This is a genomic window from Microcella sp. (assembly GCF_030645145.1).
GTDB lineage: Bacteria > Actinomycetota > Actinomycetes > Actinomycetales > Microbacteriaceae > Microcella.
On record NZ_JAUSMI010000003.1, the window covers coordinates 1 to 22,060 of the forward strand.

Annotated in this window: 20 protein-coding genes; 7 read left to right on the plus strand and 13 right to left on the minus strand. The window is 73.0% G+C overall.

Translation table 11 applies throughout. The features are described 5' to 3' along the window. The 7 genes from Q7T15_RS00120 to Q7T15_RS00150 form a co-directional block, all read right to left on the minus strand. Window positions 1-533, minus strand: a 533-nt coding sequence (locus tag Q7T15_RS00120) for an ADP-ribosylglycohydrolase family protein (RefSeq protein WP_304692038.1), incomplete at its 3' end; no start/stop codon positions are given. Beyond that, window positions 530-1,135 carry a cysteine hydrolase family protein gene (locus Q7T15_RS00125; protein WP_304692040.1) on the minus strand — a complete coding sequence of 202 codons (606 nt, stop codon included), beginning with the start codon at window positions 1,133-1,135 and terminating at the stop codon, window positions 530-532. The genes Q7T15_RS00125 and Q7T15_RS00120, both read right to left, overlap by 4 nt. After that, the gene (locus tag Q7T15_RS00130) at window positions 1,132-2,604 is read right to left on the minus strand and encodes a cytosine permease (RefSeq protein WP_304692042.1); all 1,473 of its coding nucleotides are present in this window, start codon (window positions 2,602-2,604) and stop codon (window positions 1,132-1,134) included. Before Q7T15_RS00130 ends, Q7T15_RS00125 begins: the two co-directional genes overlap by 4 nt. A gap of 146 nt (window positions 2,605-2,750) precedes the next feature. Beyond that, window positions 2,751-3,977, minus strand: coding sequence for a DUF6716 putative glycosyltransferase (locus Q7T15_RS00135; RefSeq protein ID WP_304692044.1), 1,227 nt, complete (start codon window positions 3,975-3,977; stop codon window positions 2,751-2,753). Then, window positions 3,974-4,849 (minus strand): N-acetylneuraminate synthase family protein, encoded by an 876-nt coding sequence (locus Q7T15_RS00140; protein WP_304692046.1) that lies wholly within the window; start codon window positions 4,847-4,849, stop codon window positions 3,974-3,976. The genes Q7T15_RS00135 and Q7T15_RS00140 overlap by 4 nt, the downstream gene beginning before the upstream one ends. After that, entirely contained in the window at window positions 4,846-5,532 is a 687-nt protein-coding gene (locus Q7T15_RS00145) for a cytidylyltransferase domain-containing protein (RefSeq protein ID WP_304692048.1), read from the minus strand. The genes Q7T15_RS00140 and Q7T15_RS00145 overlap by 4 nt, the downstream gene beginning before the upstream one ends. Then, a complete protein-coding gene (locus Q7T15_RS00150) occupies window positions 5,529-6,470 on the minus strand; it encodes a hypothetical protein (RefSeq protein ID WP_304692050.1) in 942 nt (313 codons plus the stop codon). Before Q7T15_RS00150 ends, Q7T15_RS00145 begins: the two co-directional genes overlap by 4 nt. 208 nt (window positions 6,471-6,678) lie before the next feature. Here Q7T15_RS00150 and Q7T15_RS00155 point away from each other — a divergent pair, with 208 nt between their 5' ends. After that, complete coding sequence (locus tag Q7T15_RS00155) at window positions 6,679-8,277, plus strand: acyl-CoA carboxylase subunit beta (protein ID WP_304692052.1); 1,599 nt, start codon at window positions 6,679-6,681, stop codon at window positions 8,275-8,277. Further along, entirely contained in the window at window positions 8,274-8,534 is a 261-nt protein-coding gene (locus tag Q7T15_RS00160) for an acyl-CoA carboxylase subunit epsilon (RefSeq protein WP_304692054.1), read from the plus strand. Before Q7T15_RS00155 ends, Q7T15_RS00160 begins: the two co-directional genes overlap by 4 nt. 440 nt (window positions 8,535-8,974) lie before the next feature. On the opposite strand, the gene Q7T15_RS00165 is transcribed toward Q7T15_RS00160, so the two are convergent. The 4 genes from Q7T15_RS00165 to Q7T15_RS00180 all read right to left on the minus strand — a co-directional run bounded on the left by Q7T15_RS00165 (window position 8,975) and on the right by Q7T15_RS00180 (window position 13,322). Further along, window positions 8,975-10,018 (minus strand): hypothetical protein, encoded by a 1,044-nt coding sequence (locus tag Q7T15_RS00165; protein WP_304692056.1) that lies wholly within the window; start codon window positions 10,016-10,018, stop codon window positions 8,975-8,977. A gap of 8 nt (window positions 10,019-10,026) precedes the next feature. After that, window positions 10,027-11,286: a sensor histidine kinase gene (locus Q7T15_RS00170; protein ID WP_304692058.1), complete on the minus strand. Its 1,260-nt coding sequence runs from the start codon at window positions 11,284-11,286 to the stop codon at window positions 10,027-10,029. Then, a complete protein-coding gene (locus tag Q7T15_RS00175) occupies window positions 11,273-11,950 on the minus strand; it encodes a response regulator transcription factor (RefSeq protein ID WP_304692060.1) in 678 nt (225 codons plus the stop codon). The genes Q7T15_RS00170 and Q7T15_RS00175 overlap by 14 nt, the downstream gene beginning before the upstream one ends. Before the next feature lie 139 nt (window positions 11,951-12,089). Then, complete coding sequence (locus Q7T15_RS00180; protein ID WP_304692062.1) at window positions 12,090-13,322, minus strand: class I SAM-dependent RNA methyltransferase; 1,233 nt, start codon at window positions 13,320-13,322, stop codon at window positions 12,090-12,092. 63 nt (window positions 13,323-13,385) lie between these two features. On the opposite strand from Q7T15_RS00180, the gene Q7T15_RS00185 reads away from it, so the two are divergent. After that, a complete protein-coding gene (locus Q7T15_RS00185; RefSeq protein WP_304692064.1) occupies window positions 13,386-14,030 on the plus strand; it encodes a nucleoside triphosphate pyrophosphatase in 645 nt (214 codons plus the stop codon). Window positions 14,031-14,154: 124 nt separating this feature from the next. Continuing rightward, window positions 14,155-15,930, plus strand: coding sequence for a biotin carboxylase N-terminal domain-containing protein (locus tag Q7T15_RS00190; RefSeq protein ID WP_304692066.1), 1,776 nt, complete (start codon window positions 14,155-14,157; stop codon window positions 15,928-15,930). 101 nt (window positions 15,931-16,031) lie between these two features. On the opposite strand, the gene Q7T15_RS00195 is transcribed toward Q7T15_RS00190, so the two are convergent. Both Q7T15_RS00195 and Q7T15_RS00200 read right to left on the minus strand, forming a co-directional pair. Then, a complete protein-coding gene (locus Q7T15_RS00195; protein ID WP_304692068.1) occupies window positions 16,032-17,003 on the minus strand; it encodes a hypothetical protein in 972 nt (323 codons plus the stop codon). A gap of 219 nt (window positions 17,004-17,222) precedes the next feature. Continuing rightward, a complete protein-coding gene (locus Q7T15_RS00200) occupies window positions 17,223-18,662 on the minus strand; it encodes an NAD(P)H-quinone dehydrogenase (protein ID WP_304692070.1) in 1,440 nt (479 codons plus the stop codon). Window positions 18,663-18,779: 117 nt separating this feature from the next. Here Q7T15_RS00200 and Q7T15_RS00205 point away from each other — a divergent pair, with 117 nt between their 5' ends. The 3 genes from Q7T15_RS00205 to Q7T15_RS00215 all read left to right on the plus strand — a co-directional run. After that, entirely contained in the window at window positions 18,780-19,613 is an 834-nt protein-coding gene (locus tag Q7T15_RS00205) for a purine-nucleoside phosphorylase (RefSeq protein WP_304692072.1), read from the plus strand. Window positions 19,614-19,625: 12 nt separating this feature from the next. Beyond that, window positions 19,626-21,305: a phospho-sugar mutase gene (locus Q7T15_RS00210; protein WP_304692074.1), complete on the plus strand. Its 1,680-nt coding sequence runs from the start codon at window positions 19,626-19,628 to the stop codon at window positions 21,303-21,305. Between the two features lie 23 nt (window positions 21,306-21,328). Further along, the coding region (locus Q7T15_RS00215; protein ID WP_304692076.1) for a hypothetical protein at window positions 21,329-22,060 on the plus strand (732 nt) is incomplete at its 3' end.

Consider the following 22,060-nt stretch of genomic DNA (forward strand, 5'->3'; position numbering starts at 1 on the left):
GTCGCGTGCGTCACGGCGCTCGCGGCCTCGACCGCGTCGAGCAGTCGTCCGACGTCCGCACCCGGCGTCGCGATGCCGACGGGCGCGATGCGCATCGCGGCGCCGTTCGTCGTGCCCGTGCGTCCCGCCGTCTCGATCGGCTCGCCGCGCAGCACGGCCCGCACGGCGCGCGTCGTCGACGGCCCGAGCAGATCGGTCGACCCGCGGCCGCGCATGTCGTCCTCCCACGCGACGAGCTCGCGCGCGAGGGTCGCCGGTGCGATGCTGCCCTCGCCCTCGATGAGCAGCCGCGCGACGAGGAGCGCCTGCTCGGTGTCGTCGGTGATCGCCCCCGGCGGCATGCCGCCCGCGAGCGGGTGGTCGGCCGCGGGAGCGGCGAAGCCGCCGACGATCGCGCCCCAGCCGGCGCGCACCTCGTCGCGGTGCAGCAGCTGGAAGGGCATCCCGAGGGCGTCGCCGATCGCGAGCCCCTGCAGGGCGCCGAGGGCGCGGTCGCGCTCGCTCGACGTCGGCGACCCCGCGGCCCCGTTCACGCCCGCGCGACCTCGGCGAGCACCGCGTCGGCGGTCGTGATCTCGATGAGCGGCCCGTAGAGCGCCATCACGGCGAGCGCGCGCTCGTGATCGCCGTCGGAGACCCCCGCGCACGCGTCCGCGACGACCCGCACCCGCACCCCGGCGTCGGCGGCGGCGAGCGCCGTCGAGATCACGCAGCAGTCGGTCGAGACCCCGGCGAGGACCATGTCGTGGCCGACGAGCGAGGCGAGCTCCGCATCCCATTTCGAGAACGTCGTGCGCGTCACCACCCGGTGATCGCGCGCGGGGATGCTCGGCAGGAGGTCCCAGATCCCATCGGTCGGCGGCACGAGCGCGAACGGCCACAGCTCGTAGTACGGCACCCACGCGCCGACCGGCTCGGCGGGTGCGACGAAGCGGGTCAGCGCGACGCGGTCACCGAAGCCGTCGACGAGGCGCGCGACGGTCGGCTCGATCGCCGGGGCGCCGGGCGCGAACCACGGGCTGCCCGCCTCGCCGAAGACGCGCTGCATGTCGATGACGACGAGCCACGGATGCCCGGCGCGCTCCCCCGCGCCCGTCGCGTCGCCGGGCGCGGTCGCCCCGCCCGCACCGCTCACGCGACCGGAGACGTCGCGCCGAGCGCGTCCTGCCGGCGCACGCCGGCCCGGCCGAGCAGGAGGTACCCGGCGAAGCCGATCACGAGCGCGAACAGCACGCCGAGGTTGGCGCCGCCGAACGGCCCGTCGAGACCGCCGACCGCGCCGAGGAAGTACCCCTGCCAGGCGAAGGCCTCGCTCGCCCACGCGTTCGAGACGAAGCCCCAGCCGATCGCCGTGCCGACGACGAGGAGCGCGATCGACTCCCAGCGCACCGAGCCGTAGCGGCCGCCGCGGTCGTAGAGCTCGGCGTCGGCGTAGGGCTGCTTCCGCAGGATGATGTCGGCGATGAACATGCCGGCCCACGCCGCGATCGGCACGCCGAGGGTGATGAGGAAGCCCTGGAACGGGCCGAAGAAGTCCTGCGCGATGAAGACGACGAAGATCGTGCCGAGCACCATGATCGCGCCGTCGATGCCGACCGCGGCGGCCCGCGGCAGCTTGAGGCCGGCGGCGAGGAGCGACAGGCCCGAGGAGTAGATGTCGAGCACGGCGCCGCCGACGAAGCCGAGCACGGCGACGATCGCGAACGGCACGAGGAACCACGTCGGCAGGATCGTCGACAGGGCCCCGACCGGGTCGGCGCCGATCGCGTCGAGGAGGGTCGTCGAGGAGCCCGCGAGCAGGAGGCCGACGAGCAGCAGGAGCGCGGGAGCCCACGAGGCGCCGAACGTCGTCCACGCGACGACTCCGCGGCTCGAGGCCGAGCGCGGCAGGTAGCGCGAGTAGTCGGCGGCGGCGTTGACCCAGCCGAGCCCGAACCCGGTGAGCATGAAGACGAGCCCGCCGATGACGGCGCCCGCCTCGCCCGCGGGGAGCGCGAGCACCGCGCCGAGGTCGATCTGCGGCAGCACGAGAACGACGTAGACGATCGTGAGCACGCCCGTGGCGATCGTGATCCACTTCTGCAGGCGCATGATGAGGTCGAACCCCATGACCCCCGCCGCGATGACGAGCGCGCCGACGACGACGAGCGCGACGATCTGCGTGCCGATGCCCGCGTCGAGGCCGAGCGCGGCGAGCACCGTCGAGGTCGCGAGCACGGCGAGCGAGACGAGCACCGTCTCCCATCCGACCGTGAGGATCCACGACAGGATGCTCGGCACGCGGTTGCCGTCGACGCCGAAGATCGCCCGGCTGAGCACGAGCGTAGGCGCGGAGCCGCGCTTGCCCGCGAGCGCGATCACCCCGACGAAGAAGAAGGAGACGCCGATGCCGATCGCCCCCACCAGCAGCGCCTGCCAGAACGAGATGCCGAAGTAGAGCAGGAACGCGCCGTACGCGATGCCGAACACCGAGATGTTCGCCGCGGCCCACGGCCAGAAGAGGTCGCGCGGGGTTCCCTTGCGCTCCGACTCGTGGATGACGTTGATGCCGTTCTGCTCGACGGCGAGCGCCGCAGCGCTCCCGCCCTGGGTCGCCGTCGACATGGGTGCCTCCGCTGCACGTGGGGTGCGGCCCGCCGGGGAGGGGGCCGTCAGCCGCGAGCGTATCCCCGGCCCCGAGGGCGGTCAACGCGCCGCGCAGGCCGCTGGCGCTCTCGTCGGTCGAGCGACGGTCGCGCGGTGCCGGGTCGTCAGCGCGCCAGGGCGCTCCGCAGCCGCCGTGCCCGGGTCACGATCGCTCGCGCGGGAGCCCCGATGGCGAAGGCCGCCGCTCCGCTCAGCGAGCGGTCGTGCGGGCCGAACGCGCTCTTGCGGTCCCACGCGCGGCGCAGCGAGCCGCCGAGCGTCGAGCGCACGGGGCGGCGCCCCGGGAGCCCTCCGGCCGCGCGCTCGGCCACGAGCTCGGCGATCGCGGTCGCGGCGTCGGCCTCTGCGTCGGGGTGCAGGTAGTTGTCGGCGGCCCAGCCGGGGGCGGGCATCCGGAACCGGCACTCGATCAGATCGTCGACCGAGCCCAGGAGGCCCGAGTCGCGGAAGACCGTATTGATGAGCGCGTCGTCGACGCCGAAGTCGTCGAGCGCGAGCGAGGGGACGCCCCGGGCCACGGACTCGATGATCGCCGTCGAGCTCACGGTCGCGAGAGCACCCGCCGTGTCGAGGGTCTGCAGCATCGATCCGCCCCGGACGATGATGTTCGGAGCCCGCTCGGGCAGCTCGTCCAGCAGCTCGGCGAGCGGCCAGCGCTCGGCGTGGGTCTGCTGCTCGCCGCCCGTCGCCCGCACCTTGAGCACCACCCGGCGATCGGGATGCCGGCGAGCGAGCGCGTCGAGCTGGCGGACGAGCCAGCGGCGCTCCTCGAGCGTCGCCGGTACGAGCGCCTGCGCCGCGAAGACGATGTCGTCCCCGGCCGGAGGGTGGCGCTCCAGGAACGGCAGCGTCGTGAGGGCGAAGCGATGCGCCCAGCCGAGCTCGAGTGCGCGAGCCGCGAACGCGCGGCGCTCGCCGCGCGAGTGCACGAGCATGAGGTCCGCCTGGGCCCGGTAGTAGAGCGCCTTGCGCGTGGCGGGGATCGCGACGCCCGGCAGGCCGGTCACGAGGACGGGGCGGTGCGGCAGCTCGGCGAGCTCGCGCAGGACGACCGCAGCGGTCGGCCCTCGCATGCCCACGAGCACGACCTCCGGCCGGCGCGCGCGCACCTGCTCGACGAGGTCGTCGAGGTCGAGAACGGCGAGATCGCGGCTGCGCCAGCGCGTGCGCTCGAGAGCGGCGCGGCGCTGGGGCTCGCTCGGCAGCACGGGGCTCGCCACGAGCTGCAGGGCCGCGTCGGCGAACGGCCCGGACGGGCTCGCGAGGTGCTCGGCCGTGCCCGCGACCCACTTGAGGTACGAATCGGAGTCGGCGACCGCGATCAGGCTCACGCCGTCACCCGCCGCAGCTTCGCCATGGGGGCGAGCTCGCCGGGCTGCACGCGCTTGACCCCGTCGCCGAGCGCCTCCTCGATGATGCGCACGTCGCGCACGAGGTGCTCGAGACCCTGGGGCTCGAGCGAGGCGGCCTGGTCGCTGCCCCACATCGTGCGGTCGAGGGTGATGTGGCGCTCGATGGCGGTCGCGCCGAGCGCGGCGGCGGCGAGGCTGATCTGCAGCCCGCGCTCGTGCCCGGAGTAGCCGATCGGCACACCCGGGTAGCGGGCGGCGAGCGCCGGGATCATCCGGAGGTTGGCCTCCGCGGCAGGCATCGGGTAGGTCGACGTCGCGTGCAGGATCACGAGCCGATCGTCGGCGTCGAGCTCGGCGACGGCGGCATCGATCTGCTCGAGCGTCGACATGCCCGTCGACAGGATGATCGGACGGCCGGTCGCGGCGACGGCGCGCAGGAGCGAGAGGTCGGTCACCGACGCGGAGGCGATCTTGTGGGCAGCCACGTTGAGGCCCTCGAGGAAGGCGACCGACGGCTCGTCCCACGGGGAGGCGAACCACGTCAGCCCGCGCAGCGTCGCGTGGTCGCCGATCTCGATGTACTGCTCGCGATCGAGCTCGACGCGGTGCCGGTACTCGAGGTAGGTCATCGTGCCCCAGGGCGTCTCGCGCTCGACGTCGCGCATATGCGCCGGCGTCGCGAGCTCGGGCGTCCGCTTCTGGAACTTCACCGCATCGGCCCCGGCATCGGCCGTGACGTCGATGAGCCGCTTGGCCATCTCGACGTCGCCGTTGTGGTTCAGCCCGATCTCGGCGATCACGTACACGGGGTGGCCGGCCCCGATCGGACGGCCGGCGATCGTGACGCTCACGGGCGCCCTCCTTCGATGAGGCCCGCGAGGGCGTCGGCGAGCAGCAGCTGCTCCTCGGTGTCGATCTCCAACGCGGTGCCCTCGCCGACGATGGCCGGCTCGATGCGCCCGAAGAAGCGGTGGCCCGCCTCCCGGAACCCGGTGGCGTCCATGACGTAGAAGGCGCCCGTCTCGGCGACCTGCGGGGGAAGCTCCTGGCGACGGGGGCGGCGCGCGGCAGCGTGGTTGATGCCCGCCCATCCCACCACGGGCCCCGGGCTCGGAGCCCACAGGAAGACCGGGGTCGCGATCGCCGCGAAGACGACGTCGGCCTCGCGCGAGCGCACGCGGGCGACCGCGGCATCCACCTCGGCGGAGTCGATGAACGGCGACGTGGCCTGCAGGAAGACGAGCACGTCGACCTCGTCGCCGACGATCGCGAGAGCGTGCAGGAGCGCCGCCTCCGACGCCGCGTCGTCGGTCGAGAGAGCCGCCGGTCGCATGATGACGACGGCCCCCGCTGCGTCCGCCGCGCGAGCGATCGCGGGGTCGTCGGTGCTCACGACGACCCGATCGACGGATGCCGCGGCGCGGGCCGCGCCGACCGCCCGCGCCACGAGGCTCCGCCCGCCGACCGTGCGGAGGTTCTTCCCCGGCACGCCCTTCGACCCGCCGCGCGCGGGGATCACCGCGAGCACGCTCACGGGGCGACCTCGGCCGGCTCCGCGAGACGGACGCGCGAGCCGGTGCCCTCGAGCACGACGCCGAGCGTCTCGAGCGCGCTCGACGGGCGGCTCACGACCTCGAGCGGACGGGCGGTGCCGCCGAGAGCGAGCTCGACGGGCACGGCGGCGGGCACCACGTCGATGTGACGCTCGCGCGCCAGCGCCCGGAGGAACCACTCCGGCTCCCGCCGGTGCGGGAGGTAGGCCACGCGGTGCTCGCGCGCCAGGCGCCGCACGAGCGCGCGCTGCTCGTCGGCGGGGATGAGCCCGTCGGCGACGGCCGCCGTCCCGAGCACGATGCGGCGGCCCTCGGGCACGACTCGTGCGGCGAGGCCGTGCTCGCGCGTCCACGCGAAGCGGTGATGCCGCACGCGCGCTCCGAGCTCGCGGAGGGCCACGACCGCCGGGTCGGCGGGCGCGAGGTAGGTCGTGATGTCGAGGCGACCCTCGTCGGCGAGCGCCCTCAGCGTGCGGGTGGTCGACGCAGCGAGCGCGCGGCGCAGGCCGTTCGGGCCCTCGACCGCGTCCCTCGCCGGACGCAGCAGGGGCTCGCCGGCCGCCAGCACGCGTGCGAGCCGGCGGGTGATCGCGCCATCGTCGACGAGGACGACACGGCGGGGCACGGCGCGCGCGAGGCGCGCCTGCACGAGGCCGGAGAACGCGTCCCCTACGAGCCACTCGGCGCCGGGCGCGAAGCGGTGCCACGGCATGAGCCGCCGCTCGATGCCGATCGCCGAGGCGCCGGGAAGACCGCGCTCGTGCACCCGGAGGGCCGTGCGCTCGAGCTGCGCGTCGCCCGCGCGCGGCAGGATCGCGATCGGGCGCTCCCGCTCGTGAGCCGTGAGCGCGGCGTGCTCGAGCGCCCCCAGCAGCTGCAGCGGCGACTCGACCCACGCGGTCGTGCTCGGCACCGGCATCGGCTCCCCCTCGCGCGGCCCGCGCCGACGACGGGGCCTGTGTCGCGAGCGACGGTACGAGCGCCGGATGACGCGTCACGGGCGGCGCGGTGAACGCGGGGCGACCGGCGGATGACCGCACGCCGTTCCGACGCCCACACCGTCGCATACCCTTTTTGTGCCTTTTCGCCAACGGCACCGGCCGGTGACTGGTCGATAGGCTGACCCGGTGACCGACGAGACTCCTGCTCCCGACCTGTCGACGACCGCCGGCAAGATCGCCGACCTCCGCGTCCGCTACCACGAGGCCGTGACGGCCGCAGGCGAGGCGGCGATCGAGAAGCAGCACGCCAAGGGCAAGATGACCGCCCGCGAGCGCATCGACACGCTGCTCGATCACGGGAGCTTCGTCGAGCTCGACGAGTTCGTGCGCCACCGCACGCACGCGTTCGGCATGGAGGCAAAGCGGCCCTACGGCGACGCGGTCGTCACCGGCACCGGCACGATCCACGGCCGTCAGGTCGCGGTGTACAGCCAGGACTTCACGATCTTCGGCGGCTCGCTCGGCGAGGTCGCGGGCGAGAAGATCATTAAGGTGATGGAGCTCGCCATCAAGACCGGCGTTCCCATCATCGGCATCCTCGACTCCGGCGGCGCCCGCATCCAGGAGGGCGTCGTCGCCCTCGGCAAGTACGGCGAGATCTTCCGGCGCAACACCGCCGCGTCGGGCGTCATCCCGCAGATCTCGATCATCTGCGGGCCGGCCGCGGGCGGCGCGGTGTACTCCCCCGCGCTCACCGACTTCGTGCTCATGGTCGACAAGACGAGCCAGATGTTCGTCACCGGCCCCGACGTCATCAAGACGGTCACGGGAGAGGACGTCGGCATGGAGGAGCTCGGCGGCGCGCTCACCCACAACCGCGTCTCGGGCGTCGCGCACTACCTCGCCGCCGACGAGAGCGACGTCTTCGACTACGCCCGCACCCTGCTGAGCTACCTGCCCGACAACAACCTCGCCGAGCTGCCCGAGTACGCCTCCGAGGCCGAGCTCGAGATCACCGACGACGACCGCCGCCTCAACACGATGGTCCCCGACAGCCCGAACCAGCCGTACGACGTGCTCGACATCATCGACCACGTCGTCGACGCCGGCTCGTTCCTCGAGGTGCAGCCGCTCTTCGCGCCGAACATCGTCATCGGCTTCGCGCGCGTCGACGGCCGCAGCGTCGGCGTCATCGCGAACCAGCCGAAGGCCATGGCCGGAACCCTCAACATCGACGCCGGCGAGAAGGCCGCGCGCTTCGTGCGCTTCTGCGACGCCTTCAACATCCCGATCCTCACGCTCGTCGACGTGCCCGGATACCTCCCCGGCACCGATCAGGAGTGGACAGGCGTCATCCGCCGCGGCGCGAAGCTGCTCTACGCCTACGCCGAGGCGACGGTGCCGCTCGTCACGGTCATCACGCGGAAGGCCTACGGCGGCGCCTACATCGTCATGGGCTCGAAGCAGCTCGGTGCCGACATCAATCTCGCCTGGCCGACGGCCGAGATCGCCGTCATGGGCGGGCAGGGCGCGGTGAACATCCTCTACCGCAACGAGATCAAGGCGGCCGAGGCGGCGGGCGAGGATGTCGCGGCGGTCCGCACGCGCCTGGCGAACGAGTACACCTACAACGTCGCAAGCCCGTTCCTGGCGGCCGAGCGCGGCGAGATCGACGGCATCATCGAGCCCGCAGCCACGCGCGTCGCGGTCATCAAGGCGCTGCGAGCCCTCAAGGGCAAGCGCGCGAGCCTGCCGCCCAAGAAGCACGGGAACATCCCGCTGTGACGGCCGAGGTCGATCCCGCGGGCACGGATGCTCCGCCGTCGGTGCTCGTGCGCATCGTGTCGGGCGACCCGACCGAGGAGGAGCTCGCCGCGACCCAGACCGTGATCGCCGCGGTGCTGGCCGAGCAGGCCGCTCTCGGCGCGCCGCGCAAGGTCGCGGCCGTCGACCTGTGGCGCCGGGCGGCGCGGGCTCCGCGGGCCGTCGTGCAGGCCGGGCCGGGCGCCTGGAGCGCCTCCCGAGGCCAGCGCGGCTGCTGAGACCCCGTCTCGATTTCGGCCGGGACCATCCGAGTCCTTGCGACGGAAGTGCGGAATCGGTTGTCCGCGCTTCGGATTCCGCAACCGGAAGGGTATCGGGGCCCCTGATCGCTACCCCCGGACGGGGGATGTACCCCGGTTTCGAGCAGAATTCGATCCCACAGCCCCGAGAATTCGCGGATGCCGTGAATCGGGGTACGAAAAATGTACCCCGGTAGTCCCCCAAAATGACGACTATGCCGACAGCGCCATGAGGGGCACTATTACCTGTAAGCGGTGCAGCTCCATCGGAGCGCACCACCCTTCACCGGCTGAATAGGGTAAATCGGCCGGGTGATTGGGGGGCGAGTTAGATCCATATTCGGGTTGTGGATCTAACTCGATACGTTGCGAAGGGCCGGAGATGGGTACTCCGGCCCTTCGATCGTTAACGGGCGGGCTCAGTGCGCGACGCGCGCCGGCGCCCGCGGGATCTCGAGCCAGAGGTCGACGGCGTCGTCCTCGTCGTCCTCCTCCTCGGCCGAGCCGAGGTCGCGAGCCGAGCCATCGCCGACGGGCGTGAGGCCGACGACCGTCACGGCGGTGTCGGAGTCGGCGGGGGCCGTCCGGGCGATGATGCGGCGCGCCCCCGTGCTGCGGATGGCGCCGGCGAGCTGGTCGAGGATGCGGTCGCGCGCATCCGGGTCCATCCCGTCGAGCCCTCCCTCATCGAAGAGGGTGACGGTCGCACCTCGCCGGCGCGCGGCCATGACCTGCGCGCGCACCGCGTCGTTGAGCAGCTCGCGGCCGCGGATCTCGTCGCGGATGGCGGCCTCGAGGTAGATGCACTCGCGGCGCTGGTCGTCGCTGAGCTCGCCGCGGGATCGCTCGATGACCCGGAGCATCGGCGCGGCCATCGTGCTCGTCTGCCCGAGGCGGAACTGCCGCTCGTAGAGGTGAGCCTCCTGCGCCGCCTGCCAGTCGGTCGCCTCGCGCTCGGCCTGCGCGAAGCGGTTGGCGTCGAGCGAGGCCTTGGCGAGCGCGCGGCTCAGGATGTGCGAGATCGCCACCCACGCCGCCGAGCCGATGACGCCCGTGCCGAGGAGCAGCCCGGGTCCGCCCCACCACACGGTCTGCACGACGAGCAGGGCGATCCCCACCCAGGCGAAGAGGTGCCGCTTGCGGGTCGACGTGATCGTCATGAGCGTGCCGATCGCGGCGACGTACCAGGTCGCGTACCCGAGACCGCCCTCGCGCTCCGGGTCAAGCTGCGGAGTGATGAGCAGCGTCATGCTGACGCACACGGCGACGTTGAGCGCGGCCATCCAGACCGGCATGCGCTCGGGCTGCCCGGGCAGCAGGCTGATCGTCGACGCGAGGGCGTAGAGCACCATCGCCGCGAGCACGGCAAGGGGATTGGTCGGGACGTCGATCGTGTAGAGCCCGAGGACGATGTGGTAGCCGGAGAAGAGCGCCGCCATCGTGACGATGAGCGCGCGGGGCACGCCGATCCTCATCGCGCCTCCTCGAGCTCGGGGCTCGACGCATCGTCCGCCGCGGGGGCGAACACCGGCCATCGGACCACGACGACCGTGCCGTGGCCCGGCTCGGTCCGGACCTCCGCGGCGCCACCGGCATTGGCGACGCGCTCGATGATCGACCGGCGCACGCCGAGGCGCTCCCCCGGCACCCGCGCGAGGTCGAACCCGCTGCCGGCGTCGCCGACCTCGATCTCGATGGCGCCGCCCTGGACGCCCGAGACCCGCAGCCAGCGGCGCACGTCGGGCCCCCCGGCGTGCTGAATGGAGTTGACCATGGCCTGCACGGCGGCCGAGTAGAGCGCCTCCGCCTGCGCGGCCGGCAGGATGCGCGTGTCGAGCGAGCGCACCCGGATGGAGAACGGCACGGACATCTCGCGCGCCGCCCGCACGATGCGGTCGGCGACCTGGCGGAAGCGGACCGTGCTGCCGTCGTCGGGCGTCGCGAGCGCGGCCTCCTCGAGGTGGCGCATGGCATTGGCCGCCATCGTCGCGGCGAGGTTCTTCTCCTCCGGCGACTCCGCGCGGGCGGCCGAGAGGAAGGTCGTGAGCACGCTGTCGTGGACGATCGCATCGACGTGCACGCGCTCGACCTCGGTCGCGTGCTGGCGCACGGCGTACGAGTACCGGTCGAGGGCGGTGCCCTGCGCGTCGTCGACGGAGCTCGACGCGGCGCGCGTCATCGTGATGATGACGAGGACGGCACCGCCGAGGATCACGGCGTAGATCGCGTTGAAGAGACCGAGCTCCCACGGCCCGTCGCCGCCCGTCGGCATCGCCCGGATGATGCCGTAGATGAACGGCACGACGAAGAGGTAGATCAGGGCGCCCCGGACGCTCAGGCCGATCGCCGCGCTCGCGGTCGCGACCGTCGTGAGGAGGTACAGCCAGTGGTCGCCCTCCTGTGGCTTCGTCGGATCGGCGAGGAAGAACGGCCAGGTCAGCAGCGCCACCACGTAGACGGTGGCGACGATGCGGTGCGCTCCGACGACGAAGCGCTTGAGCATCGAGCACAGCAGCGAGAACAGGAGCGAGCCGTAGACGGCGCCGACGGCGACGGCCGCCCAGATGGGCTGCGCGAGCCCGTACTGCGGGATGACGAGCAGGAGCGCCTGGATCCCGAAGACCACGCCGAACCAGGCGACCGAGCGCGACAGGACGGTGTCGACCCGCTTGCGGCTGATCGGCTGACGCGGCTGCTTCGCCGCGCTCGGAGCCGGCTCAGGCCGAGTCATCGCCGTCGTTGTCGAGGCCGGGGAGAATGCCGTCCTCCACGGCGCGGCGCAGGAGGTCGACCTTGGTCGGCGCCGGGCGCCCGACCTCGACGTACTTCGCGCGGATGCGGTCCAGGTACTCGCGCGCCGTCGAGTAGCCGATGCCCAGCTGCTGGGCGGCGAGCTTGAGCGGCAGGCCCGAGGCGTAGAGGTGGAGGATCTCGCGCTCGCGACGGCCGAGCTGCGCCTTCGCGAAGTCGCGGTCGGCGTCGATCGCGCTCGCCCACTCGAGGTTGTTGAGGACCTCGCCGCGCGCCACGGTCTCGGCGGCGGCGATCACGGTCTTCGTCGCGGACGACTTCGGGATGACGCCCGCGGCACCCGCGGCGAGCGCCTCGCGGACGCTCGCGACGCGATCGGCGATCGAGTGCACGAGCACCGCCGAGCCGGTCGCCTGGACGGCCTTGACGTTCTCGGTCACGCTCGAGCCGTCGCCGAGCGACAGATCGAGCACGACGACGTCGACCTCGCCGGAGCCGAGCCCCTCGACGAACTCGTGGACGGTCGCCGCCGCGAGGACGAACTCGAAGCCCGCGTTGGTGAACGCGGCCTGGAGACCGAGGCGGACGGATTCGTGGTCGTCGACCACGGCGATCCGGACCTTCTTCCCCTGAGGTGCGACCACGACGACGTTCTACTTCCCTGAGCGGCTCGGAGCGCACCGTCGGGCTGCGGTGCTCGCCCCATGCTAGTCGCCCGGGGGCCCCCAGCCCGAGTCGCGCCGCGCCGGTGGAGAGGCGCGGATGCCGCTGTTTACGCGAGAATCAGTCGCGAACGAGGCTCGCGACGGCCTCAACGTGGTGCGTGTGGGGGAAGAGATCGAAGGCCCTGAGGCCCGCGAGCCGGTACCCGTGCTGGGCGGCGAGCGCGACATCCCGCGCGAGCGCGACGGGATCGCACGCGACGTAGACGAGCTGCGCGGGCGCGAGTCGGCCGAGCACCGCCATGACCTCCGTGCCCGCGCCCGAGCGGGGCGGGTCGAGCACGACCGTCGCCGCGCGCAGTCGAGCGCGCTCGGCCGCGCTCGCCGACTGCTCGAGCTCGCGCAGGAAGCGGTCGACGCGCGCCGTGATCGCGGCCGCGCCCACCCACTCGGCGAGGTTCTCGGCGGCGTGCTCGGTCGCGCGCTCGTCGGACTCGACGCTCGTGATCCGGGTCGCCGGGCCGAAGCGGTCGCCGACCGCGGCGGCGAGGAGGCCGACGCCGCCGTACAGGTCGAGGTTCGCGGCGCGCGGATCGAAGGCGGCGTCGTCGATCGCGCCCTGCACCGCGGCCGTGAGCGCCGACGGCGCCTCGCGGTGCACCTGCCAGAAGCCCGTGTCGTCGAGGCGGAACGTGCGGTCGCCGACGCGCTCGCTGATGACCGTCGGCTTCTGCTCGCCGAGCACGAGGCGCGCGTCGCCGACCGTGGGGGCGAGCACATCGACGGTGCCGAGGCCCGTGAATCGCTCGCTGAAGGGCGTCGCGGCCTGCACGGCGGGCGAGGCGAGCGGAGCATCCGTCACCGGGATCACGGTGTGCGAGCGGCTCGCCATCGGGCCGATGCGGCCCTCGTCGTCGACGTGCAGACGGATGCGCGTGCGCCAGCCGAGGCCGTTCGCGGCGTGATCGCCGGGCAGCTGCTCGACCTTGACGTCGCTCTCGATGCCGGCCATGCGCTGCAGCGACTCGGCGAGCACCTGGCGCTTGAGCTCGCGCTGGTGGCTGAGCGCGATGTGCCCGAACTCGGCGCCGCCCGCGCGCTGCCGCGGGTCGCGGTCGATGCTCGCGACCGGCCAGACGTGGTCGCGGCGGTGCTCGCTCGGCTGCAGCACCTCGATCGCGTCGGCCCGCCAGAAGCTCTTCTTGCGGTCGTCGGAGATGCGCGCGCGCACCGTCTCGCCCGGGATCGCGTCGACCACGAAGACCACGCGCCCGTCGAGGCGCCCCACCGAGATGCCGCCGTGCGCGATGCGCTCCACTGTCAATTCGACCTCGCGGCCGGTGTTCTCACCCATCCCGCCAGACTACGGGGGCCGCGCGAGCGCGCCGCGGCGAGCGCCGCCGCCTAGCATCGAGGCGTGCGCCTCATTCTCGCCTCGACCTCGCCCGCCCGCCTCGCGACGCTGCGCGCGGTCGGCATCGATCCGGTCGCGATCGCCCCGCTCGTCGACGAGGATGCCGCGGTCGCCGCCGCGGGCCCGCTGACGGCGGCCGAGATGGTCCAGCTGCTGGCGCGCCTCAAGGCCGAGGCCGTGCTCGACCCGGCCGTGTGCGGTGCCGCGGGGTTCGCGCCCGCCGACCTCGACGGGTTCATCCTCGGCGGCGACTCGGCGTTCGAGCTCGATGGCACCGTGTTCGGCAAGCCGCACGAGCCCGCGGTCGCGCGCGAGCGCTGGCTCGCGCAGCGCGGCCGCAGCGGCGTGCTGCACTCCGGGCACTGGCTCATCGACCACCGCGGGGGCGAGCTGCGCGGCGCCGTCGGCCGCGCCTCGAGCGCGATCGTGCACTTCGCCGACGACATCGAGGAGACCGAGATCGACGCGTACATCGCGACGGGCGAGCCGCTGAAGGTCGCCGGGGCGTTCACGATCGACTCGAAGGGCGCGGGGTTCATCGACCGCATCGAGGGCGACCCGCACACGGTCGTCGGCCTCTCCGTGCCGCTCGTGCGCAAGCTCGTGCACGAGCTCGGCGGGCGGTGGACGGAGCTCTGGAACCGCTGACGGAGGCGTCCGCGGCGGGCCCGCCCGGGCATCCGTCGCCTGTGACCCCCTGCAAGGGATTCGCCCGCCTTTTGTGAGGGCGAGCCAAACGGGGGGTGCGGGGCGGCCCCTAGGGTAGAGAACCATGGCCCGCATCTCGAAGGTACTCATCGCGAACCGCGGCGAGATCGCCGTCCGCGTCATCCGCGCGGCGCGCGACTCCGGTCTCGGCACCGTCGCCGTCTACGCCGACCAGGATCGCGACGCGCGCCACGTCAAGCTGGCCGACGAGGCGTACGCGCTCGGCGGCGCGACGAGCGCCGAGACCTACCTCGTGATCGACAAGCTGCTCTCCGTCGCGCGGCGCTCGGGCGCCGACGCCGTGCACCCGGGCTACGGCTTCCTCGCCGAGAACTCCGAGTTCGCGCGCGCCGTCATCGAGGCGGGCCTCATCTGGATCGGCCCCTCCCCCGAGGCGATCGACGCCCTCGGCGACAAGGTCAAGGCTCGCCACATCGCCGAGAAGGTCGGCGCCCCGCTCGCCCCCGGCACCCTCAACCCCGTCTCGGGCGCCGCGGAGGTGCTCGATTTCGTCGACATCCACGGCCTGCCCGTCGCGATCAAGGCCGCGTTCGGCGGCGGCGGCCGCGGCCTCAAGGTCGCCCGCACGCGCGAGGAGGTCCCCGAGCTCTTCGACTCGGCCACGCGCGAGGCCATCGCCGCGTTCGGCCGCGGCGAGTGCTTCGTCGAGAAGTACCTCGACAAGCCGCGACACGTCGAGACGCAGTGCCTCGCCGACGCGCACGGGAACGTCGTCGTCATCTCCACGCGCGACTGCTCGCTGCAGCGCCGGCACCAGAAGCTCGTCGAGGAGGCCCCGGCGCCGTTCCTGACGGACGAGCAGACCTCGCTGCTGTACGAGTCGTCGAAGGCGATCCTCCGCGAGGTCGGCTACGTCGGCGCGGGCACGTGCGAGTTCCTCATCGGCGCCGACGGCACCGTCTCGTTCCTCGAGGTCAATACGCGCCTCCAGGTCGAGCACCCCGTCTCGGAGGAGGTCACCGGCATCGACCTCGTGCGCGAGCAGTTCCGCATCGCCGAGGGCCAGGAGATCGGCTACGACGACCCCGTCGCCCACGGCCACTCGATCGAGTTCCGCATCAACGGCGAGGACCCGGGCCTCAACTTCATGCCGATGCCCGGCCCCGTGCACGCGCTGCGCTTCCCCGGCGGCCCCGGCGTGCGCGTCGACTCGGGCGTCACGACCGGCGACGTCATCTCGGGCGCCTTCGACTCCCTCCTGGCGAAGCTCATCGTCACGGGCAGGACGCGCGAGGATGCCCTCGAGCGCTCGCGCCGCGCCCTCGCCGAATTCGAGGTGACCGGCCTTCCCACCGTGCTCCCGTTCCACCGCGCCATCGTCGACGACCCCGCGTTCGCGCCCGCCGCCGGCGCTGCCTTCACCGTCTTCACGCGCTGGATCGAGACCGAGTTCGACAACCAGCTCGAGCCCTGGAGCGGCACCCTGACCGACGAGGTGTCGGCGCCCGTCGCCCGGCACACCGTCGTGGTCGAGGTCGGGGGCAAGCGCCTGGAGGTGTCGCTTCCGGAGTCGCTCATGCCGAGCGGAGCATCCCGCCCCGCCGCCGCCCTCGCCGTCGCCCCGCGCCGTCGGGGAGGCTCGGCGGTCGCCGTCGGCGCCTCGGGCGACGCGGTAAAGAGCCCCATGCAGGCCACGGTCGTGAAGCTCGCCGTCGCGGAGGGCGACTCGGTCGTCGCGGGCGACCTCGTCGCCGTGCTCGAGGCCATGAAGATGGAGCAGCCGATGACCGCGCACAAGGACGGCACGGTCTCCGGCGTCAACGCGACCGTCGGCGAGACTGTCGCCGCCGGCCACGTGCTGCTCACGATCGCCGACTAGCCAGCCGGCCGGAGCACCCGCTCGAGATCACGAGTTCTTGGCGAAGACGCGCGAACCTTCTCGTGCCCTCGCCGTTCACCGGTGACCTCGCCCGCGGACGATCACCAGCGGAGGCCGATGCGCCTCAGCAGCGGCCCGAGCATGTCGGCCCGCCGCGCGACATCGAACCCCCACCGGCCATAGCCCGCGAGTTCGAGCCTGACCTCGTCCTCCCTGCCCTTCTCGGCACGAAGCACGTCCCGAGGGCTTCGCCCCCGCACGAATCGCTCGTCGATGTACTTCGCCATCCCGTCGAACTCCGCGCCGATCCGCTGCCCCGGCCAGTAGAAGTCGAGATAGTAGGTCCGTCCGCTGATCGACTCGATCCGGTGCTGCAGTCGCGGAAGGGGGCACCCGAGCCGCAGCATCGTGCAGCGGCTGATCGACTCTCCCGGTAGCTGGGCGCCTGGATCAGCGAACTCGACGACCCTCCTCGCTCGAGCGACACCCCGGTTAGTGCGCATCGCGTCGATCTCGCTCAGCACGTCACGGCGCAGGCGCGCCACGGCATGGACGTCTCCACCCGCCGCAGAGGGGCCGGCAACGAGACGGAGGGCAGCGTCGGCCACCACGACACCCTCCTCGAAGGGCCTGGTCGTAGTGACGTCTGCAACGGTGCGGGCGAGGCCCGTCACCGGTCGTTCGTGCACCAGCTCCGGCAGGAGCGGCCTGTCGGAGCGGTGCCGGATGAAGGTTCGCGAGCTTCCCCGGCGGACGCCCGAGGCGACGGTCACCTCGGGACGGTCCGGGACTCCTCCGTAGATCGGGAGCCCCCACGCGACCGCCGCCGAGCGATGGGAGAGCACCTCGTCGGCCTGCGCGCGATGCCAAACCGCCGCGATGTGGAAGAGGTGGCGCGCCTCGGGTGGACGCGCTTCGAGGTGCGTGCGCTCGATCAGCACGTCGGGCGCGAGCCTCACCAGCTGGCCGGCCCGAGCCGCGCGGTAGACCTGCGACCGTTCGCCTTCGTCGAGGAGTCGCGATGGGCGGATGAACCCCGGGCCCGTGTCACTACCATCGTGGACTTCCCGCATTGCTCGATGATGCCGAGGCCCTCGGCCCGATGCGCGCCTGCCTGCGCAACGGCGAGATGCGCACGACGCATCGCGCGGTGTGGAGGACCGGCACTCCGGCTGTCGCGCGATGAGGACATCCGCTCGCGGCGAGATCAGCATAAGTTTCCGATGATCTCGCTCGAGAGCCGTGATCTCGCGGGACAGGCCGCGGGGCGCGGGGGCGGGCCCCGCGCCCCGCTACTCGCGGATGACGTGCATCGCCCGCGCCGCATCCGTGATGCCGCCCGAGAGCGAGGGGTAGACGCTCATCGCCGACGCGAGCTGGTCGACCGTCAGGCGGTGCTCGACCGCGAGCGCGATCGGCAGGATGAGCTCGGAGGCCCGCGGCGCCACGACGACTCCCCCGATCACGGTGCCGGAGGTGCGCGAGGCGAAGAGCTTGATGAAGCCCTCCTTGATGCCCTGCATCTTGGCCCGCGGGTTCGCGGCGAGCGGCAGCTTGAAGACGGTGCCGCGCGCGACGCCGTCCTCGACGTCCTTCTGCGAGAACCCGACGGTCGCGATCTCGGGGTGCGTGAAGATGTTGGATGTCACGTTCCGACGCTCGACCGGGTCGACCGCGTCGCCCATCGCGTGATAGACCGCGGTACGGCCCTGCATCGACGCGACGGAGGCGAGCGGCAGGAAGTCGCTGCAGTCGCCGACGGCGTAGATCGACGGGATCGACGTGCGCGCGACGCGGTTGACGCGGATGTGCCCGCTCTCCGCGAGCTGCACCCCCGCCTCCTCGAGCCCGAGACCGGCCGTGTTCGGCACGGCGCCGACCGCCATGAGGCAGTGCGAGCCCTCGACGACGCGGCCGTCGGCGAGGGTCACCTTCACGCCCGCGCCCGTGTTCTCGACGCTCTCGGCGCGCGCCTTCGAGAGCAGCTCCATGCCGGAGCGGAGGAACACCTTCTCGATGAGGGCCGCGGCATCGGCATCCTCGCCCGGGAGCACCTGGTCGCGGGAGGAGACGAGCGTGACGCGCGCGCCCAGCGAGCGATACGCCGAGGCGAACTCGGCGCCCGTGACGCCCGAGCCGACGACGATGAGGTGCTCGGGGACGTCCTCGAGCCCGTAGAGCTGCTTCCAGGTGAGGATGCGCTCGCCGTCGGGCTTCGCCGTCGGCAGCTCGCGCGGCGACGCACCCACGGCGACGATGATCGTGTCGGCCTCGCACTCGTCGAAGTCGACGCGCTTGCGCCCGCTGCCGGTGGAGACGACGACGCGGGCGGGCCCGTCGAGACGGGCGTCCCCGTTGAGGATCCGCACGCCCGCGCGCTCGAGCTGCTCATGCATGTCCTGCGACTGCTGGGCGGCGAGGCGCAGCAGCCGCTGGTTGACGGCGGTGAGGTTGACGGCGATCTCGGGCTTGACCGCCCGGCCGCGCTCGCCGCGGGCGAAGAACTGCACGCCGACCTCGCCGGCCTCCATGATCGCCTCGGCCGCCTCGGCCGTCGCGATGAGCGTCTTCGAGGGCACGACGTCAGTGAGCACCGCCGACCCTCCGACGCCCGAGCGCTCGATGAGGGTGACCTCCGCCCCGAGCTGGCGGCCGGCGAGGGCGGCCTCGTAGCCGCCGGGTCCGCCGCCGATGATGACGATGCGCTGGGTCCGTTCGAATGTTGTCGACACGCCCTCCAGTCTTCCACTCCGCCCGCGAACCCCCCAACGGATGCCCGCCCCGCCCGAGCGCGCATGCGCACGACCGCGCGCGGTCGCGCATCGGGCCGCGTCACTACGATGTTCGTCATGTCCGCTGACGCACCGCACCCGCTCGACGACCCGAACGCCGACCCCTTCGCGATCGCCGCCGAGGCCGCCGCGCAGATCGCCGAGAAGACCGGCGTCGCGAGTCACGACATCGCCCTCACCCTCGGCTCGGGCTGGGCGAAGGCCGCCGACCTCATCGGCGAGACGACGGCCGAGATCCCCGCGACCGAGATCATCGGCTTCTCGAAGCCCGCGCTCACCGGTCACGTCGGCACGCTCCGCAGCATCCTCACCCCGAGCGGCAAGCGGGCGCTCGTCATCGGTGCGCGCACCCATTACTACGAGGGCCACGGCGTGCGTCGCGTCGTGCACTCGGTGCGCACGGCGGCCGCGGCGGGCGCGCAGACGATGATCCTCACGAACGGCGCCGGCGGCATCAAGGAGCACTGGACGCCCGGCACGCCCGTCCTCATCAGCGACCACCTGAACCTCACGGCCGACTCGCCGCTCGAGGGCGCGACCTTCATCGACCTCACCGACCTCTACAGCGCGCGCCTGCGCGGCCTCGCCCGCGAGATCGACCCGGGTCTCGACGAGGGCGTGTACGTGCAGTTCCGCGGCCCGCACTACGAGACGCCGGCCGAGGTGCAGATGGCGAAGGCCATGGGCGGCCACATCGTCGGCATGTCGACGGCGCTCGAGGCGATCGCGGCCCGTCAGGCGGGGATGGAGATCCTCGGCATGTCGCTCATCACGAATCTCGCCGCGGGCATCAGCCCCGAGCCGCTCAGCCACGCCGAGGTGATCCAGGCCGGCAAGGACGCCGAGTCGGTCATCAGCGCGCTCCTCGCCCGCATCGTCGCGGCCCTGTAGATCGGAGACCCCATGACGACCCTCGACGCCGCCAAGGCCTGGCGCGACCAGGATCCGGACCCCGTCACGCGGGCCGAGCTCGAGACCATCATCGAGGATGCCGAGGCCGGCGACGCCGCGGCCGTCGCGGCCCTGCACGATCGCTTCGATTCGCGGCTCGCGTTCGGGACGGCCGGGCTGCGCGGCGAGCTCGGCGCGGGCTCGAACCGCATGAACCGCGTGCTCGTGACGCAGGCCGCCGCGGGGCTCGCGCGCTTCCTGCTCGGTCGCGAGAGCCACCCGAGCATCGTCATCGGGTACGACGGCCGCGTGAACTCCGACGTCTTCGCGCGCGACACCGCCGAGATCATGGCGGGCGCGGGCGTGCGCGCGATCCTCCTGCCGCGCATGATGCCGACGCCCGTCCTCGCTTTCGCGGTTCGGCACCTCGGCGTGAGCGCCGGGGTCATGGTGACGGCGAGCCACAACCCGCCGCGCGACAACGGCTACAAGGTGTACCTCGGCGGCCGCGACCACGGCTCGCAGATCGTGTCGCCCGTCGATGCCGAGATCCACGAAGCCATCGTCGATGTCGCCTCCACGACGTCGATCGATCAGCTCCCGCGCTCGAGCGAGTTCGAGGTCTCGGGCGAGGAGGTCGTCGACGCCTACGTCGCCGCGACCGCCGCGCTCGCCCCGCACGGCGAGGGCGCCGCCCTTCGGGTGCCCGTGCCGTTCGTCTACACGGCGCTGCACGGCGTCGGATGGGAGGTCGCGCAGCGCGTGTTCCGCGAGGCGGAGTTCGCCGAGCCGACGGTCGTCGCCGAGCAGATCGAGCCCGACGGCGCCTTCCCGACGGTCGCCTTCCCGAACCCGGAGGAGCCGGGCGCGATGGATCTGTCGTTCGCGACCGCGACGCGCGCCGGCGCGCAGCTGATCATCGCCAACGACCCCGACGCCGACCGCCTCGCGGTCGCGATCCCCGACGCCGACGCCGCCGAGGGCTGGCGCCGGCTGAGCGGCAACGAGGTGGGGGCGCTCCTCGGCTGGCGGGCCGCCGAGCGCCTGCAGCGCGAGGGCCGCATGGCGAAGCTCGCCGCCTCGATCGTGTCCTCCCCCGCCCTGTCGGAGGTCGCGAAGGCGCACGGCCTGAGCTACAGCGACACCCTCACGGGCTTCAAGTGGGTCTCGCGCGTGGGCGGCCTCGCCTACGGCTTCGAGGAGGCCCTCGGCTACCTCGTCGATCCCGAGAAGGTGCGCGACAAGGACGGTATCTCCGCCGCGGTCGACCTCCTCGCGCTCGTCGGCGAGCTCGCGGCCGAGGGGCGCACGCTCGAGGACCACCAGCGCGCGTTCGACGAGCGCTTCGGCGCGTTCGCGAGCGCCCAGGTCTCGCTCCGGGTCACCGACCTCGCGCGCATCCCCGCGATCATGGCGGCACTGCGGGATGCCCCGCCCGCCTCGATCAACGGAGTGCGCGTCTCGCAGGTCGACGACTTCATCCGCGGCTTCGGGGTCTTCCCGGCCTCCGACATCCTGCGCTTCTGGATGGACGGCGGCGCCCGCGTCATCGTCCGCCCGAGCGGGACGGAGCCCAAGGTCAAGGTGTACATCGACGCCTCGAGCACGGAGGGCGGCGTGGACGAGCGCCGCGCCGCGGCCGAGGCCGAGGTCGCCGCGCTCGAGGAGGGCATGCGCGCGCTCATCGTCTAGCGGGCGCGTGCTTGACTGACGGGGTGAGCTCACCGACGCCCGCGCCGACCGCGCCCGCCCGACCGCTCGCGCACGAGCCGCTGCTCGGCCGCGGAGTCGCACGGGCGCTCGTCGCGGCCCTCGTCGTCGTGGCCCTCGGGCTCGCGGCCGGGGCGCTCGGCCTCCCCGAGCTCGCCGGGGTCCTGCGCACGGGCGGCATCCTCGTCGCCGCGAGCGCGCTCGTGCTGCTCTTCGCGCGCCGCGGCGAGGACCGCCTCGAACGCACGCCGGCGATCAGCGCGATCGTCATCGCCGTCGCCTCGGGGCTGTCGGCCGTCGGCATCATCTACCTGCTGAACTCGGGCCCCGACCGGCCGATCGGCATCGTCGGCACGGTCGCCTCGATCGCCATCGTGACGACGGCGGCGTCGGCCGCGGCGTCGACGGCCGTGCTCATCCGCCCGCACGTCGAGGCGATGGCCGCCCACATCTGGTCGGGCATCGCCGGCGCGGGCTTCGCGATCCCCTTCATGGCCGCGGGCGCCGCCCCCGAGCTCATCATGGCCGGAGCGGTGCTCGTGGGCATCGCCGACCGCGCGGGATACCGGCGCCGTGCGCGCGCCCTCGAGGCGCGCGAGCGCGCGATCGCGCTCGGCGGCGCCGGCGGCGTCGATCCGCGCGACGCCCTCCGCTCGCGGGAGCGCGGGCCCGACCTCGCCCGCGACAGTCTCCGTCGGGCGCTCGCTCTCGGGCTCACCGCGATCGGCACGGTCGTG

What these genes read in the sequence shown, in the direction of transcription:
- Q7T15_RS00205 (WP_304692072.1), top strand. Translation starts at nt 18,780, where the DNA reads ATGTCCGCTGACGCACCGCACCCGCTCGACGACCCGAACGCCGACCCC.
- Q7T15_RS00210 (WP_304692074.1), top strand. Translation starts at nt 19,626, where the DNA reads ATGACGACCCTCGACGCCGCCAAGGCCTGGCGCGACCAGGATCCGGAC.
- Q7T15_RS00150 (WP_304692050.1), bottom strand. Translation starts at nt 6,470, where the DNA reads ATGCCGGTGCCGAGCACGACCGCGTGGGTCGAGTCGCCGCTGCAGCTG.
- Q7T15_RS00190 (WP_304692066.1), top strand. Translation starts at nt 14,155, where the DNA reads ATGGCCCGCATCTCGAAGGTACTCATCGCGAACCGCGGCGAGATCGCC.
- Q7T15_RS00130 (WP_304692042.1), bottom strand. Translation starts at nt 2,604, where the DNA reads ATGTCGACGGCGACCCAGGGCGGGAGCGCTGCGGCGCTCGCCGTCGAG.
- Q7T15_RS00170 (WP_304692058.1), bottom strand. Translation starts at nt 11,286, where the DNA reads ATGACTCGGCCTGAGCCGGCTCCGAGCGCGGCGAAGCAGCCGCGTCAG.
- Q7T15_RS00180 (WP_304692062.1), bottom strand. Translation starts at nt 13,322, where the DNA reads ATGGGTGAGAACACCGGCCGCGAGGTCGAATTGACAGTGGAGCGCATC.
- Q7T15_RS00195 (WP_304692068.1), bottom strand. Translation starts at nt 17,003, where the DNA reads ATGCGGGAAGTCCACGATGGTAGTGACACGGGCCCGGGGTTCATCCGC.